At 64.1% G+C, this 21,824-nt stretch carries 20 protein-coding genes and 1 pseudogene; 8 read left to right on the forward strand and 13 right to left on the reverse strand.

What is annotated here, in order from left to right; all coding sequences use genetic code 11:
* Positions 1-217: 217 nt before the first annotated feature.
* Positions 218-1,273, reverse strand: a complete 1,056-nt coding sequence (gene ftsZ / locus XI02_RS13960) for a cell division protein FtsZ (RefSeq protein WP_016843076.1) — start codon at positions 1,271-1,273, stop codon at positions 218-220.
* 1,183 nt (positions 1,274-2,456) lie between these two features.
* On the opposite strand from ftsZ, the gene XI02_RS13965 reads away from it, so the two are divergent.
* Positions 2,457-3,143 (forward strand): hypothetical protein, encoded by a 687-nt coding sequence (locus tag XI02_RS13965; RefSeq protein WP_016843078.1) that lies wholly within the window; start codon positions 2,457-2,459, stop codon positions 3,141-3,143.
* Between the two features lie 180 nt (positions 3,144-3,323).
* Here XI02_RS13965 and XI02_RS13970 read toward each other — a convergent pair whose 3' ends face one another.
* From XI02_RS13970 to XI02_RS13985, 4 genes are all read right to left on the reverse strand, one after another.
* Positions 3,324-3,929, reverse strand: coding sequence for a CarD family transcriptional regulator (locus tag XI02_RS13970; protein WP_172648336.1), 606 nt, complete (start codon positions 3,927-3,929; stop codon positions 3,324-3,326).
* 523 nt (positions 3,930-4,452) lie between these two features.
* Entirely contained in the window at positions 4,453-5,265 is an 813-nt protein-coding gene (locus tag XI02_RS13975) for an aminoglycoside phosphotransferase family protein (RefSeq protein ID WP_172648335.1), read from the reverse strand.
* Between the two features lie 177 nt (positions 5,266-5,442).
* Positions 5,443-5,757, reverse strand: coding sequence for a hypothetical protein (locus XI02_RS13980; RefSeq protein ID WP_194483454.1), 315 nt, complete (start codon positions 5,755-5,757; stop codon positions 5,443-5,445).
* 65 nt (positions 5,758-5,822) lie between these two features.
* On the reverse strand, positions 5,823-6,557 hold the full coding sequence (locus tag XI02_RS13985) for an SDR family NAD(P)-dependent oxidoreductase (protein WP_172648334.1): 735 nt from the start codon (positions 6,555-6,557) through the stop codon (positions 5,823-5,825).
* A 205-nt stretch (positions 6,558-6,762) separates the two neighbouring features.
* On the opposite strand from XI02_RS13985, the gene XI02_RS13990 reads away from it, so the two are divergent.
* Both XI02_RS13990 and puuE read left to right on the forward strand, forming a co-directional pair.
* Positions 6,763-7,176, forward strand: a complete 414-nt coding sequence (locus XI02_RS13990; RefSeq protein ID WP_016843084.1) for a DUF3830 family protein — start codon at positions 6,763-6,765, stop codon at positions 7,174-7,176.
* A 1-nt stretch (position 7,177) separates the two neighbouring features.
* A complete protein-coding gene (puuE, locus tag XI02_RS13995; protein ID WP_018270385.1) occupies positions 7,178-8,116 on the forward strand; it encodes an allantoinase PuuE in 939 nt (312 codons plus the stop codon).
* Positions 8,117-8,298: 182 nt separating this feature from the next.
* On the opposite strand, the gene XI02_RS14000 is transcribed toward puuE, so the two are convergent.
* From XI02_RS14000 to XI02_RS14020, 5 genes are read right to left on the reverse strand one after another with little or no spacing between them, the layout of a single operon-like run.
* Positions 8,299-9,831 (reverse strand): ABC transporter ATP-binding protein, encoded by a 1,533-nt coding sequence (locus XI02_RS14000; RefSeq protein WP_172648333.1) that lies wholly within the window; start codon positions 9,829-9,831, stop codon positions 8,299-8,301.
* On the reverse strand, positions 9,828-10,511 hold the full coding sequence (locus tag XI02_RS14005) for a cysteine hydrolase family protein (RefSeq protein WP_172648332.1): 684 nt from the start codon (positions 10,509-10,511) through the stop codon (positions 9,828-9,830). Before XI02_RS14005 ends, XI02_RS14000 begins: the two co-directional genes overlap by 4 nt.
* 19 nt (positions 10,512-10,530) lie before the next feature.
* A complete protein-coding gene (locus XI02_RS14010) occupies positions 10,531-11,457 on the reverse strand; it encodes an ABC transporter permease (protein WP_018270387.1) in 927 nt (308 codons plus the stop codon).
* Position 11,458: 1 nt separating this feature from the next.
* Positions 11,459-12,568 carry an ABC transporter permease gene (locus XI02_RS14015; RefSeq protein ID WP_194483455.1) on the reverse strand — a complete coding sequence of 370 codons (1,110 nt, stop codon included), beginning with the start codon at positions 12,566-12,568 and terminating at the stop codon, positions 11,459-11,461.
* A complete protein-coding gene (locus XI02_RS14020; protein ID WP_137477186.1) occupies positions 12,565-13,674 on the reverse strand; it encodes a BMP family ABC transporter substrate-binding protein in 1,110 nt (369 codons plus the stop codon). Before XI02_RS14020 ends, XI02_RS14015 begins: the two co-directional genes overlap by 4 nt.
* A 373-nt stretch (positions 13,675-14,047) precedes the next feature.
* Between XI02_RS14020 and XI02_RS14025 the strand changes: the two genes are divergently transcribed.
* The 3 genes from XI02_RS14025 (at position 14,048) to XI02_RS14035 (ending at position 17,417) form a co-directional block, all read left to right on the forward strand.
* Positions 14,048-15,307 carry an allantoate amidohydrolase gene (locus XI02_RS14025; RefSeq protein ID WP_172648331.1) on the forward strand — a complete coding sequence of 420 codons (1,260 nt, stop codon included), beginning with the start codon at positions 14,048-14,050 and terminating at the stop codon, positions 15,305-15,307.
* Between the two features lie 200 nt (positions 15,308-15,507).
* Complete coding sequence (locus XI02_RS14030; RefSeq protein WP_172648330.1) at positions 15,508-16,746, forward strand: ATP-binding protein; 1,239 nt, start codon at positions 15,508-15,510, stop codon at positions 16,744-16,746.
* A gap of 449 nt (positions 16,747-17,195) precedes the next feature.
* Positions 17,196-17,417: a hypothetical protein gene (locus tag XI02_RS14035; protein ID WP_038377517.1), complete on the forward strand. Its 222-nt coding sequence runs from the start codon at positions 17,196-17,198 to the stop codon at positions 17,415-17,417.
* Here XI02_RS14035 and XI02_RS14040 read toward each other — a convergent pair.
* The gene (locus XI02_RS14040) at positions 17,365-18,336 is read right to left on the reverse strand and encodes a LysR family transcriptional regulator (RefSeq protein WP_069277740.1); all 972 of its coding nucleotides are present in this window, start codon (positions 18,334-18,336) and stop codon (positions 17,365-17,367) included. The two genes, XI02_RS14035 and XI02_RS14040, sit on opposite strands and share 53 nt — an antisense overlap.
* Positions 18,337-18,422: 86 nt before the next feature.
* Between XI02_RS14040 and XI02_RS14045 the strand changes: the two genes are divergently transcribed.
* Positions 18,423-19,493, forward strand: a complete 1,071-nt coding sequence (locus XI02_RS14045; protein WP_172648329.1) for a YeiH family protein — start codon at positions 18,423-18,425, stop codon at positions 19,491-19,493.
* 63 nt (positions 19,494-19,556) lie between these two features.
* On the opposite strand, the gene XI02_RS14050 is transcribed toward XI02_RS14045, so the two are convergent.
* On the reverse strand, positions 19,557-20,570 hold the full coding sequence (locus XI02_RS14050) for a formamidase (protein ID WP_172648328.1): 1,014 nt from the start codon (positions 20,568-20,570) through the stop codon (positions 19,557-19,559).
* 236 nt (positions 20,571-20,806) lie between these two features.
* Between XI02_RS14050 and XI02_RS14055 the strand changes: the two genes are divergently transcribed.
* On the forward strand, positions 20,807-21,484 hold the full coding sequence (locus XI02_RS14055; protein ID WP_172648327.1) for a cysteine hydrolase family protein: 678 nt from the start codon (positions 20,807-20,809) through the stop codon (positions 21,482-21,484).
* A 59-nt stretch (positions 21,485-21,543) separates the two neighbouring features.
* Here the strand turns inward: XI02_RS14055 and XI02_RS14060 are convergent.
* A pseudogene (locus tag XI02_RS14060) lies at positions 21,544-21,816 on the reverse strand (hypothetical protein); the annotation flags it as partial.
* Positions 21,817-21,824 lie beyond the last annotated feature (8 nt).

Genomic DNA, 21,824 nt, shown 5'->3' on the forward strand with positions numbered 1-21,824 from the left:
GTGCGTACTCTTAGAGTCGGTTGCTGCGAGCCGGCCACCTGATGTCTGCTTCTCCCCAACAGCGGTGTGGGAGCGGACATCGCGGCACCTCGCCTTCGGGCCAGGAGCGGAAATAGCCGAGTGCCCGGCGTTCATGGATTCGGAGTAGCCAAGGTCGATACCGAAACGCTCCTTTATTGCGCGCACTGGACCGACGCGCCGATGCGGTGCGCGTCGGTCAGCGGTGTACTGCGCTCGATTCGGCGACCTGACGGCTGTCGTTGCGCAGCCTGCCGGCGAGCTCTGTAAGTGAGCTTTCCGCTGGTTGCGCGTGGGGTGCCGGGTCAAGATTATCGATACCGGTCGCCACTACCGAGACGCGGACGATACCCTCCAGGCTTTCATCAAACGATGCGCCAATGATGATGTTGGCGTCCTGGTCGGCCTCGTCGCGAATGCGGGTAGCAGCTTCGTCGACCTCGAATAACATCAGGTCCTTGCCGCCAGTGATGGAAATGATGAGGCCGCTGGCACGCTTGATCGAGGGGTCCTCGATCAATGGATTTGAAATCGCGGCTACGGCGGCGGTGACCACGCGGTTTGCGCCGGAAGCCTCGCCTCTGCCCATCATGGCCTTGCCCTTCTCCCGCATGACGGCGAGAACGTCGGCAAAATCGAGGTTGATCAGACCTTCCTTGACTATGAGGTCGCTGATGCAGGCCACACCCGAATAAAGCACCTGATCGGCCAACACGAAAGCATTGGAGAACGTGGTCTTTTCGTTAGCCACCCGGAATAGGTTCTGGTTTGGGATGATCAGCAGAGTATCTACCACCTTCAGTAGTTCCGCGATGCCGGCCTCGGCAAGGCGCATGCGGCGCTGGCCCTCGAAGTGGAACGGCTTGGTGACTACACCGATGGTGAGAATGCCAAGCTCTCGCGCGGTCTTGGCGATAATCGGCGCTGCGCCGGTGCCCGTACCGCCGCCCATGCCGGCAGTAACGAACACCATGTGTGCGCCGGTCAAAGAATCGCGGATCGCGTCGATCGTCTCTTCGGCTGCGGCGCGCCCCACTTCAGGATGCGAGCCAGCGCCGAGACCTTCCGTCACCCGCGTGCCCATCTGGATGAGTCGCTCGGCCTTCGACATGGTAAGCGCCTGTGCATCGGTATTGGCGACGATGAAGTCGACGCCTTGCAGCCCGGCGGCGATCATGTTGTTGACTGCATTGCCACCGGCACCGCCGACCCCAAACACGGTAATGCGCGCCTTCATCTCGCAAATATCGGTCATTCTTGCCTCACAATTGCTCTACCGAGCTGGGGAATGAGAGCTATACACCAGGATTTTGCTCCTAAAGTGAGCGCGGCAAGCGCAGTCGCTTAGCAAGCGACGAGCGGCCACTGGCGAGATTTTCAGGCGCGCACCTGGCGCGGCATATGTCAGCGTCTTGGCGGACACTGGCTGTTCCTGGAACGAACCGAGCGGCAATCGGCTGATGATGACCAGGCTATGAGGTTAGGCTAGGCCGCGATGGTTAACGAATTCCTAACGGGCGAGCAGCGGTCATAATTCCGCGCCGCCGCAGTGTCCGATTTGGGCCCGAAACTGGACATCAACAGGACGATGGCAAAGTCATGGTCGCTTGTCGGCGGCCATAGCCCGATGCACTTTTTCGCTTTGCCTTGATCGCGGCGCTTCAAACCCGATTCACTGTCCCGGCCATAAAGCCAATAAACGATCCGGTGAAAAAAGAAGCACTAAGCATGATTAGACTGCCCGTCACGGAGAGAACAAGCTTATCTTGAACAAAATGAAGTACGATCCACCCCAGCAGCATGCAAATTAGCCCGCAGCCTGCCGGCCACATCGCACGCTGCCGAACTGCGAGCCGCTGGGCCGGGCCAAGCAGCTCAGAGTTCCGTGATAGATTCCAGGAGCGGCGAAACGACACCTCGAAACTCAAGACGACCACGATCAGACAGGCAGTGAGGAAGTAACCAGACATTACCCTTGGTGCCAACCGTTACCATCTTGAAGGACACAGGCGGGACAATAGCGTGGATTGATTGTCTCAACCTTAAGGAGATAGCGAACAAACAGCTGTATCGGGGCACTATTCCAAACTCGTCAGCGAAGTCCTGGGTCAAAAGGCGTCCATGGTGGCCAGAATAGGCCAGGTCCGCTCCGTACCATTTGAGCCGACATTGTGCTGGTTAAAGCGATCTTCGGCTGCGGGCCAAGCCCCGGCTCATGCGATGCACACAACAGGAGACGGGGATTCGTTCATGCGGCGGGTGCTTCCGAGGCGGTCTGTTTGATCATGTTGCTGCCAGGACGCGATTGGGCGTCACCAAGTCCGCGTTGAACCGTCATCAATCCAGCGGGGACTAACCATTCAGCGCGGCTGGTCCAACCGCAAGCGGGACAAGACCGCGAAGCCGCCGCAGCCGAATGCCTTATATGGACCCTCTCCATGTCCGACACCCATGTCCGCGATCCCTCGTGGAAAACCGATTTAATCTGGCACTATTTCCACACCGTCACGACGGCGGCCAAGGCACCCGCCGCCTATCGCAAGTTCTACAGCAATCAGGACGCCGGCGACGAATTGGACAGCCGCCATCGCGTCTATGAAATGCTGGTGGATGAACAGCTGCACACCCTTCCCACCCTGGCGGCGACCGCTGACGCGTCGATGCAAAACTACAAGAAGAGCAAGCTGCCGTGGAACCAGAACAATGACGGTTTCCTCAAGGCAGTGAACAATGAATATTGGTGCGGTTCGATCATCAAGATCGTGTTTGTCCGCTATATGGGCTGGAAAATGGCCGAACCGACCGCGCGCGACCAGGTGAGCGCGGGCCGCGATCCCGGCAAAGCGGTGGACTGGACAATCAAGAATCTCGAAAACAAGGTGCCGGTGCGGGCCTCCCTCGGCGGCGCCCATTATGTGGGCATCGTCGGCCACCGTACATCGGGAGCCGACGGCAAGATCATCGAGTTTCTGTGCCTCGACCCATGGGCCTATGGCATCGACGGGGGCAATCGGGACATGAAATACGCCGGTACAAAGACCGCCTTTCTCGGGATCAGCAAACGCGACGGCGCGATATGGACCTACAGCAATAAGGCCGTCGCCTTCGTCGAACGGCCATCCTAGAGCGTTTTCGAGCGAAGTGGACACCGGTTCGCGTGAAGAAAACGCGTCAAAACAAGAATCTAGAGCCCCGTTCCGAGTCCATCGGAACGGGAAAAGCTCTAGGAAATCATATCCGGCCGGCGGCGCCGGAACGTCGGTCAGGACCCGGACGCAGACGTTCCGATAATGTGCGACCAGTCTCTATGCGCTCCGCCTGACCTCAGCAATGATGAGGCTTTCAAGCTCCTTGACGGCTTCTTCTTCAGTAACGCCGCTAACGAGCGCCACTTCTCCGGACAGGCGTTCGACTGCCGCAGCGTACAGCTGTCGTTCGCTGTAGCTCTGCTCGGAATTGACCGCGGGCCGATAGAGATCGCGCATGACCTCCGCGATAGCGACAATATTGCCCGAATTGATCTTGCTTTCGTATTCTTGAGCAAGCCGCGACCAATTACCCCGCGCCTTGTGCGGCGCCTGCCCCAGGATTCGTCGCATGTGCTCGATGGAAACGGGATCGGACAGTCGACGCATTCCGGCGTTTGCCGCCTTCCTCGTCGGAACGCGTAGCGTCATCTTGCTCTTCGCGAAATAGACGACAAAGAACTCGAGGCAAGCCCCCGCCACTGTCTGTTCCTCAATCGCTACAATTTGGCCGACGCCGTGCGCAGGGTATACGATCAAATCCGTTGCCCTAAATCCAAAGCGTGTCTCGCCGTCCTGGCCCTCATTCGTTTTGTCGGCGGAGGTCACTGATGCTGAATGTGGGCGGTTCGAATAACTCGATCTGGTCTGATTATAGAAATTCATTTCGCGACAAGCTCCATGGCTTCTGGAATTGGCTCATGGCAATTCCAGCTCTGATCAATCACGCGTCTGAAACAAACTGCCGGGCTGGAAATGATTCATGTTGCCCGATCTGATCCCCAACAAATAAGCCGCGAGCGCGTGGGCCGCCACGAGAATGACGCCTCCAATTTCCATTCCCTTCGATCGCTGTGGCTTCTTGGCAACGTGTTCCCACTCGGCGAAATCAATCGTTCCGTGCCGATGAAACGAACATTTGCCAAACCCAGGCGACGGGACACCGGAGCAATCGATGGAACCGGCAGGGATGCACACGTCTGCGACGCGCGATGACAAGCTCGCCGCGAGCTACCTTGCCCTCGTTCATGGCGCATCGATCAGGCTATGGCTGCGCGCTCCGATGTCCGCTTCCGGAGAATAAGCGGACATCGCGAAGCCACGTTGAAATCGGTCGAGAATGACCAATGGAGACACTGAAGGCTCGCTTCGACGGGTGACTCCGGCTCGCGCGTGCGACCAAAACAACTCAGTCTTCCGAGCGCAGGGCCGCTTCGATGCGCTGGATCAGCCGCTCCCGCAGCGAAGGCACCGCGTTGCCGAGAACGGCGAAGGTGCGGACGATCGGCAAATACGGCTCCATTGCCGCCGTTAGCTCCGCGAGAGGCATGCCGGCCAGCCGAGCATATTCGGATTGCGCCGCCGCATTGATCGCGCGCGGCCGCTCCGGATTGTCGGCGACTTCCGGTCCGAGCTCCGACAGGATCACGTGCAAGAACCCAAGCTCGAGGACGGCGGGCCCGCGCATCGCGCTGACCCAGTCGACCAGCTTTGGGCCTTCCGCTGTCATGATCACGTTACCGGGGCTCAGGTCGGTATGGCAAAGCCCGTCGCCCGGCGGCAAGCGATCGATCAGCGCGAGGATTTCAGTGGCGATGTGCTTCGGGAGCTTGCCGTCGTCGTGCCCCAACTGAACCTCCATATACTCGCGCATGGAGAGGACCTCCGGCGGCAGGGGCGTCTTGTGAATGGACATGGCAAGAGCCGCGACGATCGCGCCGGCCTGTTCGAACGTCACCGCGCCGGTTCGGGTTAGCTGCAGCAGGGTCGGTCCATCGAGGCGCTGCAGCACGATGCCGAAGCGCCCGTCCAGGGTCACCTCGCCGAACACCTCCGGCACCGGAACGCCGACGGCGTGGACGGCGCGGATCATGCGCACCTCGAACCAGGGCATCCGCCGCGGCAAGCCGGGCTTGAACAGTTTGACGACTTGCCCCGGTGCCCAGGCGTAGGCTTCGGAGTAGGCGCCTTCACCGATCTTTTCCCCCAGCGATCCCTGCATCTTTAGCCCCCGTGTTGCTGTGACCCTCACCCTATGGTCACTCGTCATAGGCGGTGCGAAGCGACGCCGTTCTTGGAACGGCTATGGCCGGGCATGCCGCCTTCGTCGAAGCTTCGGCGGCCGAGCGAGGATGTTGGCCCTGCGTAGCCTTTGCGTAAACGGGATGACCGAGAGCAATCACCCCGCTGCGCGCAGGGCCGCCTCGACGCGCTGGATCAGCCGCTCCCGCACGTCAGGCATGGCCCCGCCGAGCAGGAGGAAGACGCGGACGATCGGCAAATAGGGCTGCATCGCCGCCGTCAGCGCCGCAGGGGCTATGCCGGCCAGCCGCGCATACTCCGCCTGCAGAACCGAATTGACCGTGGCCCGCTCCGGATCGTCGGCGTGTTCCGGATCAAGCTCGGCAATCAGGACATGGCAGTGTGCAATTTCGTAGACTTTCGTCCACTCCGCTAAATGCTGCCAAGTCCGGTTGCGGCCCAAAACCGACATGTCGTAGTCACCCAGCGATGTCCGGTTTTAGGGGTAGAGCAGGCATGGCGGATTCATGAGTCCGCCTAGTTGAACGCCATGCCGCCGCTCATCGCGATGGTCTGTCCGGTCATGTAGGGATTGTTGACCAGCAGCATCACGGCCTGCGCGACCTCCTCGGCGGTGCCGAAACGCCCCATCGGAATGCGGCTGACCAGCTCGCTCTGTCCCCTCATCATGTCGGTCTCGATCAGCGAGGGCGCGACGGCGTTGACCGTGATGCCCTCCTTGACGAGGCGTGCGGCATAGCCGCGGGTCATGCCCTCCACGGCCGCCTTGGATGCGTTGTAGTGCGGCCCGATCGAGCCGGCGCCGCGCGCGGCGCCGGAGGAGATGTTGACGATGCGGCCCCATTTGCGGGTGCGCATCATCGGCAGCACCGCCTGCGTGCACAGGAACGCCGATTTGAGATTGACCGTGATGGTGCGGTCGAAATCCTCTTCGGTGAGGTCGTCGACACCCCTGACGATGGCGATGCCGGCATTGTTGACGAGGATGTCGACCGGGCCGAGCTCGGATTTGGCGCGCTCGACCAGCGTGGCGACGGCGGCCGCTTCCGAGACGTCGGCGGCGATCGCGACGGCGCGGCCGCCGGCGGCAATGATGCCCTTCGCCAGCGTCTCCGCCGCGGCCGAGCGCTCGCGATAATTGATGGCGACGGCGGCGCCGGCATCCGCCAGCATCTTGACGATCGCCGCACCAATGCCGCGCGATCCGCCGGTCACCAGCGCCACATGTCCGTGCAGACTGCTTGTTGTCATCTGGTCACCCTGTTCGACGTATGCTCGCAGGCTCGCAAACGGGGAGGCGGCGCGCAACGCAACTCCGCTCAAATCTGCGTTGCGGGGGGAGGGGGGGCGCCGAGCGGCGAAAAACCGACTTCCGGGGCTGGAATCGGCCTTGCGTCCGGCCGGGGCCGGCGGCAATGGTTGGGGCATCACTTCTTGGCCCACCCACGAGAGATCGATGAGCAAACTGATTGTCCGCGCCGGCGAGTTCACCTTTGACGCCCGTTTCGAGGAGCAGCTGGCACCGAAGACGGTCGCCGCGTTCCGCAAGGCGATGCCGTTCGAGAGCCAGGCGATCCACGTGCGCTGGAGCGGCGAGGGCGTCTGGATGCCGCTCGGCGATCTCGACTTCGGCGTGTCCTACGAGAACCACACCAGCTATCCGGCGCCGGGCCAGATCATCCTCTATCCCGGCGGCATCAGTGAGACCGAGATCCTGCTCGCCTATGGCGGCGTGCATTTCGCCAGCAAGATGGGCCAGCTCGCCGGCAATCATTTCATCACGCTGACCTCGGGGCTGGAGAACCTCACCGCGTTCGGCAAGACCGTGTTGTGGAAGGGCGCGCAGAACATCCGCTTCGAGGAAATCTGATGTGACCGAGGCCCGCTATCCGCGCGACCTCCGCGGCTACGGCCGCAATCCGCCCGATCCGAAATGGCCCGACGCGGCGCGCATCGCCGTGCAATTCGTGGTCAATTTCGAGGAGGGCGGCGAGAACAACGTCCTGCACGGTGATCGCGCCTCGGAAGCGTTTCTGTCCGACGTACTCGGCGCGCAGCCCTGGGTCGGCCAGCGTCACGCCAATATCGAAACGATGTTCGAATATGGCTCGCGCGCCGGCTTCTGGCGGCTGTGGCGGATCTTCACCGCGCGGAAGCTGCCGGCCACGGTGTTCGGCGTCGCGATGGCGCTGAAGCGCAATCCGGACGTCGTCGCCGCGATGCAGGAGGCGGGCTGGGACATCGCGAGCCACAGCCTGCGCTGGGTCGAGCACAAGGATATGTCGGAGGACGAGGAGCGTGAGGAGATCGCCCGCGCCATCGCCGTCCACACCGAAGCCACCGGCGCGCGGCCGCTCGGCTGGTACACCGGCCGCTCCTCGATCAACACGATGCGGCTTTTGATGGAGGCGGGCGGCTTGCGCTATCTCTGCGATTCCTATGCCGACGATCTGCCCTATTGGATCAAGGCAGCCGGCACCGAGCCGCATCTCGTGATCCCCTATACGCTGGATGCCAACGACATGCGCTTCATCAACGCGCAGGGTTTTGGCGGCGGCGAGGAGTTCTACACCTATCTGAAGGACAGTTTCGACGTGCTCTACGCCGAAGGAGCGACATCACCGAAGATGATGTCGATCGGCCTGCATTGCCGTGTGGTCGGGCGTCCCGGCCGCGCCGCCGCGCTGATGCGCTTTCTCGACTACATCCAGAAGCACGAGCACGTCTGGGTGCCGACGCGGCTTGCGATCGCCGAGCATTGGCATGCCAATCTGAAGCATCTCGCCGCGGAAGCGTTCGAGATCGCCTAGTTTGGCGTTGATATGACGCGGAGCGCTGATAAACCGGCCTCGTCGTTGCAATGGCGGGCTTTTGCCGGGATCGCGCGCCACAAACTCCGGTGTCGTCCCTGCGAAAGCCTGCTTTCGCAGGGACGACATCTTTGTGTGGCCAGAGCTGTTTGTCATTGCGAGCGAAGCGATGACGCGGATGGTCAGTGTCCCGCCATGTGCCGGCCGATCTCGGTGAGGTCGGCCTCGCTGGCGCTGATATCATGCACGAACGTGCCGTGGAACATCACGACCAGCCGATCCGACAGCTCCAGGAGCTCATCGAGGTCCTCGCTGACCAACAGCACTGCCGCGCCGCGGTTGCGGGCGGCCATGATTTCGGCGTGGATCTGCGCCACCGCCGCGAAGTCGAGTCCGAAGCAGGGGTTGGCGGCGATCAGCACCTCGACGTCGCCCGAGAGCTCGCGCGCCAGCACCGCGCGCTGCACATTGCCGCCCGACAGTGCCGCGATCGGCGTCTCCGGCGTGCGGGTCTTGATCTTGTAGCGGTTGATCTTGCGCTCGGCGTCGTTGCGGAAGGCGGCACGGTTCAGCCACCAGCCGCCGCGCGCGAACGGGGCGCGATCGAACTCGCGGAATGCGATGTTGTCGGCGACGCTCATGCCGCCGACGCAGGCGTTCTTCAGCGGCTCTTCCGGCAACAGCGACATCCTGTGGCGGCGCATCTCCGCGCGGCTCGCCGCATAGGTCTCGCCCTGGACGCGGATCACGCCGCTCTCGGCCTCGCGCTGGCCGGCCAAAACCTCGACGAGCTGGCGCTGGCCGTTGCCGGACACGCCGGCGATGCCGACGATCTCGCCGCTCTTCACGGTCAGCGACACGCCGTGCACGGCGATCGCGCCGGCATCGTCAAGCGCGGTGAGCTTGTCGAGCTCGAGCCGCGGCGCGCCGGTCTCGCCGGTGCGCGGCGGTTGCACCGTCAGCTGTTCGGCGCCGATCATGGTGCGGGCCATCTCGTCCGGCGTCAGGTCGGCGACCCGGCCGCTACCGGCAAGCTTGCCGCGGCGCAGGATGGTCACCTCGTCGGCAAAGGCCATCACCTCGCGGAATTTGTGCGTGATCATCAGGATGGTGAGCTCGCCCGCGACCACCATCGCGCGCAGCATGCCGAGCACCTCATCGGCTTCGCCCGGCGTCAGCACCGAGGTCGGCTCGTCCAGGATCAGGAAGCGCCGCTTCAGGTACAGCTGCTTGAGGATCTCGCATTTCTGCCGTTCGCCGGCCGAGATGTCGGCGACCTTTGCGTCGAGCGGCACCTTGAACGGCATCCGCGCCAGGAAGGCCTCGAGCTCCTTCTTCTCCTTGCGCCAGTCGACCATCGCAGGCACGTCGTCGCGCGCCAGCACCAGATTCTCGGCGACCGTCATCGCCGGCACCAGCGTGAAATGCTGGTAGACCATGCCGAGCCCGAGCGCATGCGCGTCCTTCGGATTGGCGATGGCCTGCTGGCGGCCACCGACCAGGATGTCGCCTTCGGTCGCGTGGTAATAGCCCATGATGCATTTCACGAGCGTGCTCTTGCCCGCGCCGTTCTCGCCGAGCAGCGCGTGGAACGAGCCGGGACGCACCTTGAGCTCGACATTGTCGAGCGCGGTGAAATCGCCGAACCGCATCGTCATCGCGATGGCGTCGACGCCGAACGCGCCTGATGGTGCGGGCGGCTCGCCGATGATCACGACAGCGCCCCGATCAGGTCGGCGGATCTGGCCACTGCGCCGAACACGCCGCCCTGCATCTTGATCATCTTCACCGCGTGATCGTGATTGCCCTTGTCGGTCGCGCCGCAGCAGTCCTCGACCAGCACGCATTCGAAGCCGCGGTCGTTGGCCTCGCGCATCGTGGTGTGCACGCAGACATCGGTGGTGATGCCGGTCAGCACGATGTTCTCGATGCCGCGCAGCCGCAGCATCAGCTCGAGGTCGGTGGCACAGAACGAGCCTTTGCCGGGCTTGTCGATAACAGGCTCGCCCGGCAGCGGCGCGAGGTCCGGAATGATCTCCCAGCCGGGCTCGCCGCGCACCAGGATCCGGCCGCAGGGGCCGGGATCGCCGATGCCGGCGCCGATCTGGCGCGAGCGCCAGCGCTTGTTGGCGGGCAGGTCGGCCAGATCAGGGCGGTGCCCCTCGCGGGTGTGGATGATGTGAAAGCCCTGCGCGCGCATCACCGCGAGCAGCTTCCTGATCGGCTCGATCGGCGCCCGGGTCAGCGAGAGGTCGTAGCCCATCTTGTCGACATAGCCGCCGACGCCGCAGAAATCCGTCTGCATGTCGATGATGATGAGCGCGGTATTCTCTGGCCGCAGATCGCCGTTGTAGGGCCAGGCGTAGGGCTCGGACTTGATGAAGCGCTCGGGCATGGAATGATCTTTCGAGATGCTATCGGGTGATGGACAATTCGGCGGGCGCGCCGGTCAGCGTGCGCTTCGGCGAGCAGGTGATGATCATGATCGCCAAGGTCAGGATGTAGGGCGCGGCGTTGAAGAGGTGATAGCCGGAGGTGATGCCGACCGATTGCAGCGCGGGCCCGAGCGCGGCGGCGCCGCCGAAGGCGAGCGAGGCCCACAGGCACAGCATCGGGTCCCAGCGCGCGAAGATGACAAGTGCGACCGCAGTGATGCCTTGGCCGGAGGAGAGGCCTTCGTTCCAGCTGCCGGGATAGAACAGCGACAGGAATGAGCCGCCGATGCCGGCGAGGAAACCGCCGACCATGGTGGCGCGCAGCCGGATCAGCAGCACCGAATGACCCATCGCGCGCGCCGCATCGGCGCTCTCGCCGGCGGTGCGGATCAACAGGCCCCAGCGCGTCGTCCTGAACGCCCAGTAGAGCAGCGGCGCGATCGCGACGCCGATCAGGAACAGCACGTTGATGCGCAGCGCGGCGCGCACCTGCGGGATGTCGCTCCACCAGCCGAAATCGATCGCCGGCAACCGTGCCGCCGTCGGCTCGATCAGCGGCTTGCCGAGGAAGAACGCGAGGCCGGTGCCGAGCAGCATCAAGGCGATGCCGACCGCGATGTCGTTGACCCGCGGCAGCGAGCAGATCCCGGCATGCAGCGCGCCGAACAGGGCGCCGGTGATGCCGGCCGCGAGCACCCCTAACCACGGCGAGCCGGAGAGATAGGAGATGCCGTAGGCGCTCATCGCGCCCATCACCAGCGTGCCCTCGAGGCCGAGATTGATGCGGCCGCTTCGCTCGGTGATGCATTCGCCGAGGCTGACGAACAGGAACGGCGTCGAGACGCGGATGGCGCCGCCGAACACGGCGAGCGGGACGGTCCACAGCCCGAGCGATGCATCCGCCATGTCAGGCCTTTCCCTTCAGGAAGCCGAGGCGCCCGTAGAGCGCATCGCTCGCCAGCACGAACACGAAGATGATGCCTTGCAGTACCAGCACGGACGCATCGGGCAGGTCTAGCCGCCGCTGCAGCAGGCCGCCGGAGGCCGAGATGCCGCCGAGCAGGATCGCCACCGGAATGATCGCCAGCGGATTCTGCCGCGCCAGGAACGCGACCAGGATGCCGGTGAAGCCGTAGCCCGCTGCGAGATTGGCGTTGGTGCGGCCCTGCACCGCCGCGACCTCGATCATGCCGGCCAGCCCGGCGCAGCTGCCGGCGAGGAAGCAGACGGTCAGGATCAGCTTGCCGACACTGAGGCCGACGATCTTGGCGGCGCGGATGTTGCCGCCGGCGACGCGCGCGGCGAAGCCGAAGGTGGTGTGATAGATCAGGATGTAGGCGGCAACGGCCGCGACGAGGCCGAACACCAGGCCCCAATGCACGTCGGTGCCGGGAATGGTGCCGATCATGTTGGCGGCGCCGATCTCGCGCGTCGACGGCTTGTTGAGGCTCGCCGGATCGCGCATCGGGCCCTCGACCAGATGATTGAGGATTGCAAGCGCGATATAGACCAGCAGCAGGCTCGAGATCGTCTCGTTGACCCCACGATATTGCCGCAGGCCGCCCGACAGCGTGATCCAGAGGCCGCCGCCGATCATGCCCGCGATCACCATCGCGATCTGCACCACGATCGGCGCCGCGCCCTGCAGCGCCAGCGCCGCCGCGGTCGCCGACAGCGCGCCGATCAACAGCGCGCCTTCGCCGCCGATGATCACCATGCCGAGCTGTGCCGGCAGCGCCGTGCACAGCGCGGTCAGGATCAGTGGCGCGGCGCGGGTCAGCGTGTTCTGCCAGGAGAAGGCGGTGCCGAACGCGCCGTAATACATGTAGAAATACAGATCGAGCGGGTTCTTGCCGTACAGCGCGACAAAACCGCCGAACACCGCGAGCGCGCCGACCAGCGCCGCGCCCGGGATCAGGATATATTCGATGCTCGCGCCGTGGCGCTGGAGGAATCCGGGATCGGCGGCCGGAGCGATGCCGGCCGCCTCCACCGATTCCGCCGCCTCGGTCGTCACGCGGTGGCTCCGATCACGCCCTCGACGAGATAGTCCATCTTCTCGAGTTCGGGATCCTGCTGGCCGCGATCGGTGCCGGAAGCGATCACCGTCTTGCCCTTGTTGTCGACGAGCGGGCCCTTGAAGATGGTGTATTCGCCGGCGATGATCTTGGCCTTGACGTCGTCGGCATGCTTGCGCGCCTCGGCCGAGACCATCTCGCCATAGGGCGACACCTTGACAATCTCTTCCTTGAGACCGCCGCGATAGAAGTTCGGGATCGCTTCGCCCGCGGTGATCATCTTGACGAATTTCGGGTAGAGCGCCTCCCAATTCCACTCGGCGCCGGTGAGATAGGCCTTCGGCGCCAGCGGCGACTGGTTGACGTGATAGCCGCATACGAAGGCGCCGCGGCGCGCGGCGTTCTCGACCATCGTCTTCGGTCCGTCGACATGGCAGGTCAGCACGTCGACGCCCTGGTCGATCAGGCTGTTGGTCGCCTCGGCTTCCTTGACCGGCATCGACCAGTCGCCGGTGAAGATCACCTGCGTGGTCGCCTTCGGATTGGCGAGCCGGGCGCCGAGCGTGAACGCGTTGATGTTGCGCAGCACCTGCGGGATCGGCTTGGCGGCGACGAAGCCGAGCTTGCCGCTCTTGGTCGAATAGCCGGCGACGATGCCGGAGATGTACTGCGCCTCGTCGATATAGCCGAAATAGCTGCCGGCGTTCTTCGGGTCCTTGTCGGACCACAGGCCGCCGCAATGCTCGAAATGCAGTTTTGGAAACTTGCCCGCCATCTTGAGGACGTGCGGGTTGTAGTAACCGAACGAGGTCGGGAACATGAGCGTGGCGCCGTCGAGATTGATCATGGACTCGATGGTCTTCTCGACGGCATCGGTCTCCGGCACCTTTTCTTCCTCGACGACCTTGATGCCGGGAAGCTTCTTCACCGCCGCGGCTCCTTGCGCGTGCGCCTGGTTGTAGCCGTAGTCGTCGCGCGACCCGACATAGATGAAGCCGACCGTGGTTTCCGCTGCCGCCGCGCCGCGAATGCCGAGCGTGCTGCCAAGCGCCAATGCGGCGCTTCCCTGCAACAAATGCCTTCTTGAAATCCTGCCAAAATCCATCGCCTGCTCCCTCCGGCGGGTCAGGCCCGCCTGTCCTTGTCGCAGCCGCCCGACGGCGGAGCTTGAGGGAAGTGTCGCAAGCTTCATGCCAGAGCATGTTTGGCGATCATTGCGCCGTAAGCGATTGAATTCGAACGGAAACGGTGAACGACCTGATAGGCTTCGGAAGTCGATCGGGATCGTTCTGCCTATTTTATGAGCGATCGATCGTCGTTGTATGCAATGCCGTTAAGCAGTCGCTAACCGGTGGCGGGCCGATGCGAGCGTCGTCCGGGGTCGGCGCCCGGAGCGTCATTTGCCGGCTGGTGAATCGGATCGGGCCTGCTACGAGTGAGACCGGCTCGGGTGCCGGGTTGGACTGATGGGAAACAGCATGAGCGAGACAAAACCGTCCCCCCTTGGCGGCGAGATCGTGGCGCGGATCGGTCAGCTCGCGACGATCTCCGAGACGCCGGAGCATCTGGCGCGAGTCTTCCTCACCGACGAGCATCGCAAGGCGGCCGATCTCATCCTGTCCTGGATGCGCGAGGCCGGCATGACCGCGCATCTCGATGCCATCGGCAATGTCTGCGGCCGCTATGAGGGCGAGCGGCCGGGCCTGCCGGCGCTGATGCTCGGCTCGCATTACGACACGGTGCGCGACGCCGGCAGATGGGACGGCCCGCTCGGCGTCATCACCGCGATCGCCTGCGTCGCCGATCTGAACCGGCGCGGCAAGCGGCTGCCGTTCGCGATCGAGGTCGTGGGCTTTGCGGACGAGGAGGGCGTGCGCTTCGCCTCGACCCTGCTCGGCAGCCGCGCGGTCGCCGGCACCTTCGACGAGAGCGTGCTCAACACGCGCGACCGCGCCGGCACGTCGATGCGCGACGCGCTAATCCAGTTCGGGCTCAAGCCCGATCATATCGGCAAGGCGGCGCGCGCCCGCCGCGAGCTGCTCGGCTATGTCGAGCTGCACATCGAGCAGGGTCCCGTGCTGGAGGAGAAGGCGCTGCCGGTCGGCGTCGTCACCGCGATTTCGGGCGCGACCCGGCTGGCCGCCAGTCTCACCGGCGTCGCCGGCCATGCCGGCACGGTGCCGATGAAGCTGCGGCGCGATGCGCTGGCGGGCGCTGCCGAATGCATCGTTGCGATCGAACAGTTTTGCAGGTCCGACGAACAAGGCCTCGTCGGCACCGTCGGCTATGTCAACGCGATGCCGGGCGCCACCAATGTGATCCCGGGCAAGGTGTCCTTCACCATGGACATCCGCTCGCAGAGCGACATGCATCGCAAGCGCGCCGTCGCCGACATCGTGCGGCAGATCGAGGCGATCGCAAACCGCCGCGACCTCGCCTTGCAGATCGACGTCACCCACGAGAACCGCAGCGTGCCCTGCGCGCCGTGGCTCAAGACGCAGATCGCCGAGGCGGTCGCGGCCGAGGGGCATGCCGCGTTCGAGCTGCCGAGCGGGGCGGGGCATGACGGCATGGCGATGGTGGATGTCGCCGATATCGGCATGATCTTCGTGCGCTGCCGCGGCGGGATCAGCCACAATCCGGCCGAGCATGTCGAGCTCGCCGATGCCGACACCGGCGCGCGGGTGCTGCTGCGCTTCGTCGAGAATTTTCGTCCGCACGCTGCAGTGAATAGCTAAAATTGCGCGCTTCGCAGGCCTTCGCTGAGGAGCGCTTGCTGTCCACGTTGCGTCAGCACGCCGCAGGCACCGGTCCAGGGGCCGCTGCCGGCCCCGACCCGTGCCGAGTCCAGACAGATCAGACCGCCGTTTCCGCCTCAGCTGGCCTATTGCGGGCCGGGCGTGAAGCGCTAGACTTGGTGCAACGGGGGGTAGTGGACATGAGGTCGTCCGTCGTCCAGGACGTTCAGTTCCCAAAGCAACCGGCGCTGCAGCTGATCTACGACACTGCGCCGATCGGTCTTGCCTACCTCTCTCCCGATTGCCGTTACCTTCAGATCAACCAGCGTCTCACCGAGATCTGCGGCATTTCGGTCGAAGGCCACCTCGGGCGCACGGTGCACGATTGCGTGCCCGCACTGGCTTCGGCGGTCGAAGGTATCGTTCGGTCGATCATGGAGACCGGAGAGCCCGTCACGGGCGTGGAGGTTTACGGCCAGCGCCCCGGCCACAATGACGAGCGATGCTGGATCACGCATTGGCATCCGCAGCGCGAACCGAACGGGAGCATCGTCGGCGTCAACGTTGCGGCCGAAGAGATCACCGATCGCAAGCGGAGCGAACGCGAGATCCGCGCCGCGCGCGATGCAGCCGAGAAGGCCTTGCACCATCTGCAGGAGACCCAGGCGTCGCTGATCGAGGCGGAAAAGCTCGCGGCGCTGGGCCGGCTTGTGGCCGGCGTCGCGCACGAGATCAACAGTCCGGTCGGCACCAGTCTCACCGTCGCCTCGGTGCTGGAGCAGAAATGCGCCGACTTCGCTGCCGAGGCCGCGCGCGGCAAGCTGAAGCGCTCCAGCCTGAGCGATTTCATCGAGGTCGTCGAAAGCGCCTCGTCGCTGCTCGTCGGCAACCTCAAGCGCGCGGCGGACCTGGTGCAATCGTTCAAGCAGGTGGCGGTGGATCGCAGCTATTTCGACCGCAGCCAGTTCGATCTCGGCGCGGCGACCGAGCAGGTTCTCTCGAACCTGCGTCCGGCCTTGCCGAAGAACAACCTGGCGCTCGAGGTCGATTGCCCGCCCGGTCTTGCCATGAACAGCTATCCCGGCCCCTACGGCCAGGTGCTGACCAACCTGTTCGTCAATTCGGTGGCGCACGCGTTTCCGGATGGCAAGGGCGGCATCATCACGATCCGGCTGCGCGCGTCAGGCGCGGACCAGGTCGAGATCCTGTTCGCCGACAACGGTTGCGGGATGGACGACGACGTGCTGCGGCAGGCCTTCGATCCCTTCTTCACCACGCGCCGCGACATCGGCCGCATCGGGCTCGGTCTCCACATCGTTCATAACATCGTCACCAACCGGCTGGGCGGAGAGCTCCATCTCGACAGCGCGCCGGGCATGGGGACACGCATGCGGATCACGCTGCCACGCGTGGCGCCGCAGCGTGTGACCGACAGTTGATGCCCGCACAGCATGGTCCGGAAAAGTGCGAAGCGGTTTTGGTTTGGTTGAAGCGGCTTGGCGCGGTCTTGGTTCACCTCTCCCCGCCGGGGAGAGGTCGGATTGCGCCTGGCGATGCGAAGCATCGTCCAGTGCAATCCGGGTGAGGGCTCTTGTTCTCTCGATAGACCGTAACCCCTCACCCGATTTGCTGCGCAAATCGACCTCTCCCAAGGGAGAGGTGAACCTTCGACGCTGTTCCAGCTGAACCTAGTCTCAGCAGGCATTGAAGCGCGCGATGACGATTCAACCCGATCTCATCGCGCTTTTGGCGCGTTGAGAAGGAAATGCTCCCTCGCTTTCGAGCCGGAAAACGTCCTTCCAAGTAACCGCCGCAAAAGGCATTCCACGACCCTTGCTTCCGCCCCCGTCGTCGCGACATTCTCAGGGTATTCCTGATGGTTACGACGATGAGCCAATCCGCATTCGATCCCTTCGGCGAGCCGGTCCCCGCGGTCGATCCTTCGATCGCGAGCGAGGGCGTGTCGAAATGGCTGAAGACCGCGGGCACCAGCGTGTTCTGGGTGCTGGTGGTCGGCATCGTGCTGGCAAGGGCCGTCTATTTCGAGCCAGGCGTGTTCAGCTTCGAGCATGCCGTTGCCTGGGCGCAGGGTCTGTTCGCCGCGCTCTAGCCGCCGGCATCCGCGGCGCCGTCTTCGCCGCCCGCGTCTCCCGAATGATCCCCTCGAACGCCACCGCCGCCGGCACGTCCAGCCGGCCGGGCGATTTCAGTTGCCAGAGCGTGCGCTCGATATGGACGCCCTTGATCGGGATCACCTTCAGCTTTCCGAGCTTCACCTGATCGTCGATCGTCGCGATCGACACGATGGCGACGCCGACACCTGATGCCACCGCCTGCTTGATCGCCTCGGTGCTGCCGATCTCGAGCGTCCGCTGCGGCTCGACGTGGTGCGCGGCCAGCGCCTGCGCCACCACCTCGCGCGTGCCTGAGCCGGGTTCCCGCACGATCAGGATCTCGTCATTCAGCGACCGGATGTCGATCGGCCCCTGGACCGCTGCGAAGCGATGATCCGGACCGGCGATCAGCGCCATCACATCGGTACGCCAGGCTTCGCTGATCAAATTCTCGTCCTCGACCGGCCCCTCGACGAGGGCGATCTCGATCTCGTGTCCCAGCATCAGCGCGGCGATATCGCTGGTGTTGGCGCTCACGACATGCAGATCGATGCCGGGAAAGGCACGGTGGAACACGCCGAGATATTCCGGGATCATGTAGGTCGCGATCGTGGTGCTGGCGCCGATCCGCAGCGAGCCGCTGTCGAGGTTGCGCAGCGCCTGCAATTCGTCCTCGGCGGCGCGCTCGGCCGCGAACAGCGTCTCGGCATGCCGCGCCAGCGCCGCGCCCTCCCGGGTCGGCCGCACCCCCTTCGGCGTGCGGTCGAGCAGCCGGCAGCCGACCTGCAGCTCGAAATCCCGCACGCCCTTCGAGATCGCCGGCTGGCTGATGTGCAGGAGGTCGGCGGCGCGGGAGAAACTTCCGGTTCTCGCCACGGCCGCGAACAAGCGGAGCAGATGCAGGTTGAGGGACATAACTTCTCTCTATCGGGGCAGTCCGAAAATATATTAGCCAAGAGGTGCGCCCTGGCGCATAAAATCTTCTCCGAAAAGAGGATTTTGTGCCGGAACAAGAACAAGACCAGGGGCAGAAGCAGGGGGCGCTGAGGCGCATATTCCAGCTCATTCCGGGGATTCTGCTCTGCGGGGTCGTCACCGTCATCTCGCTCGGCGTCCAGGCCGCCGAGGAGCGCGTTTTCGACCACCCCTATATCGAGGCTCTCGTCGTCGCGATCCTGCTCGGCATGGCGGTGCGCACCGCCTGGGAGCCGTCGGAGCGCTGGCGCTCGGGCATTGCCTTCAGCGCCAAGCAGCTGCTCGAGGTCGCGGTGATGCTGCTCGGCGCCTCTATCAGCTTTGCCGCGATCGTGGCCTCGGGCGGGCTGCTGATCGGTGCCATCGCCGTGACCGTCGTGATCATGCTGGCGGTGAGCTATGGCCTCAGCCGGGTGCTCGGGCTCAAGACCAAACTCGCGATCCTGATCGCCTGCGGCAACTCGATCTGCGGCAACTCGGCGATCGCGGCGGTGGCGCCGGTGATCGAGGCCGACGGCGACGACATCGCCTCGTCGATCTCGTTCACCGCCATTCTCGGCGTGCTGATGGTGCTCGGCCTGCCGCTGCTGATTCCGCTGCTCAAGCTGACGGCGACGCAATACGGCATCCTCGCCGGGCTCACGGTCTACGCCGTGCCGCAGGTGCTGGCCGCGACCGTGCCGGCCGGCATCGTCTCGACCCAGATCGGCACGCTGGTCAAGCTGGTGCGGGTGTTGATGCTGGGCCCGATCGTGATCGGCCTCTCGCTGCTGGTGGCGCGGCGGCGCAAGGCCGGCGCCGCGAAGGAGGGCACTTCAAAGGCCGCCTCGATCAGCCCGTTCAAGCTGGTGCCCTGGTTCATCATCGGCTTCCTGGTGCTGGCCGCGCTGCGCTCGTTCCAGCTCGTGCCCGACATCGCGATCGCGCCGGTGACCAAGACGGCGGCGATCCTCACCGTCGTCTCGATGGCCGCGCTCGGGCTCGGCGTCGATGTCCGCGTGCTCTCGACCGTCGGCGGCCGGGTGACTGCGGCCGTCACGCTGTCGCTGATGCTGCTGCTGGCCTTGAGCATCGGCCTCGTGCACTTCTTCAAGTAGAGCATGATCCGGAAAAGTGTGGAGCGGTTTTCCGAAGAGATCATGCTCACATCAAAGGGCCGGCTACTCGGCGGCCTTCGCGGTCTTGCCGAACATCCGTGTCGGTGCAGCAAAGCCGCAGGATGTGCCGTCGGTGACCTTGACCTGATCTTCCCAGGGCAGGCGGAAGCGGCCGGACACCATGTCCTGCATGAACGTGTAGGGGCAATCCATCGCGCCGCCCTTCACCGCGACATAGCCGCGGTGCCAGAGCTGATAGATGTTGTTCTCGACGCCCCAGTTGATCCGCGCCTCGCGCACGAGGTCGGGCCGCACCTCGGCGGTGATGATCTCGTCGGCCCGTCCCGTGGTGCCGTGCGCGATGATGCTGCCGTCGAAATTGACGATCATGCCTTCGCCCATCGAGTCGAACGACCCGTCTGAGCCGCACATGCAGACATTGGCCGTCACCATCAGGTTCTGGAACGCGTTGGCCTGGTTGGTGAAGCGCCAGCTGTCGCGGATCGGCGCGGTGTAGCCTGCGGTGCGGATCATGATCTCCGCGCCCTTGTAGGCGCATTCCCGCGCCATTTCCGGGAACATGCCGTCATGGCAGATGATCAGCGCGATCCTGGCGCCTTTCGGTCCGTCGATCACGGGAATGCCGATGTTGCCGGGCTCCCACGGCTCGACCGGAATCCAGGGATGGAATTTGCGGTAGTACAGCTTGATATCGCCGTGATCGTCGATGATCAGCCCTGAATTATAGGGGTTGCCATGCGGGTTGAACTCCATGATGGAGAAGCAGCCCCAGATCTTGTTCTCGATGCAGGCCCGCTTGAAAGCCGCGATTTCAGGCCCGTCGAGCCGGCACATGATCTCCGGATTGGTATCCATCGAGAGGCCGTGCAGCGAATATTCGGGGAACACGACGAGGTCCATGGTTCCGAGGTTGCGCCGCGCCTTGCCGACCATCCATACGATGCGCTCCGTCTGCCGTGCCAGGTCGGACCTTGTCGCAACCACAGGCAACTGCAGCTGCACCAGTCCGATCACCACGCCGTTGGGTGATTTGTTGAGACCGCCAAGTCCATTCATGCCTGTCCTCCCGCCTGTTTGAAATGGGCTGTCATGTCGTGAACGATGATCTTCGTTCGGTCGGGCTCCCGTCTGGCTCTCAGCTAGCAACGATCATGCCAGCAAGATCGCAGAATGCGCAAATGCAGCGTACGGTCACATGCTGATCGGGATCGCCGCGATGCGCCGCATCATTGCGCAATGGCACGCGGTTTGCTTAATCAAACGCGGGTTTTCTCGCATTCGGGGCATGCGTCATGGCGAATTCAAGCGGGACGATCGCGGCGGAGCCGGCGCCGATCACGCTCGACTGGAGCAAGACCGCGCTCGTCATCATCGACATGCAGCGCGACTTCATGGAGCGAGGGGGCTTCGGCGAGACGCTCGGCAATGACGTCAGCCGGCTTGCCCGCGCGGTGAAGCCGATCGCAGCGGTGCTCGCGGCCGCGCGCGACGCCGGCTTGCTCGTGGTCCATACCCGGGAGGGCCATCTGCCCGACCTCTCCGACGCGCCGCCCGCGAAGCTCGAGCGCGGCGCGCCTCGCTTGCGGATCGGCGATCCCGGACCGATGGGACGGATCCTGATCCGCGGCGAGGCGGGGCACGACATCATTCCCGAGCTCTATCCGCAGGGCAGCGAGATCGTGATCGACAAGCCCGGTAAGGGCGCGTTCTACGCCACCGAATTCGGCGACATTCTGCAGAAATACGGCATCGAGAATCTCCTGGTCTGCGGCGTCACTACCGAAGTCTGCGTCAACACCACGGTGCGCGAGGCCAACGACCGCGGCTACCGCTGCGTCGTGATCTCCGACGGCTGCGCGTCCTACTTCCCGGAATTCCACGAGATGGGCCTGAAGATGATCAAGGCCCAGGGCGGCATTTTCGGCTGGGTCACCGATGCAGCCGCGGTGCTGGAGGCGCTCGCTGCGTAGAGTGAGATGAGATTGGGACGCGGACTCATCAACGCGCAGCCATAGCCGGATCGAAGCGCCTAGCCCTTCGCGGCGGGTACGGGCGGCACCGGCAGAATGATTTCGGACGCGATCTTCCAGTCCTTTCCGACGCGAAGCCAATTGATGATCATTAGAAACGGCTTGGCCGTTCCATCCTGTCCCGCATAAGAGACCGTGATGTTCATCGGCACGTAGGACTCGGCGACGTCGCGCGTAAGGCCGACAACCTTGAGCTTCGAATAATCCGGCTCGAGCACGACGGGACCGGAGCTGCCGATATCATGCAGCTTTTGATCAATTGCCTCGTTGCCGGCGGTGA

It is taken from the genome of Bradyrhizobium sp. CCBAU 21365, from assembly GCF_015291305.1.
Lineage (GTDB): Bacteria > Pseudomonadota > Alphaproteobacteria > Rhizobiales > Xanthobacteraceae > Bradyrhizobium > Bradyrhizobium elkanii.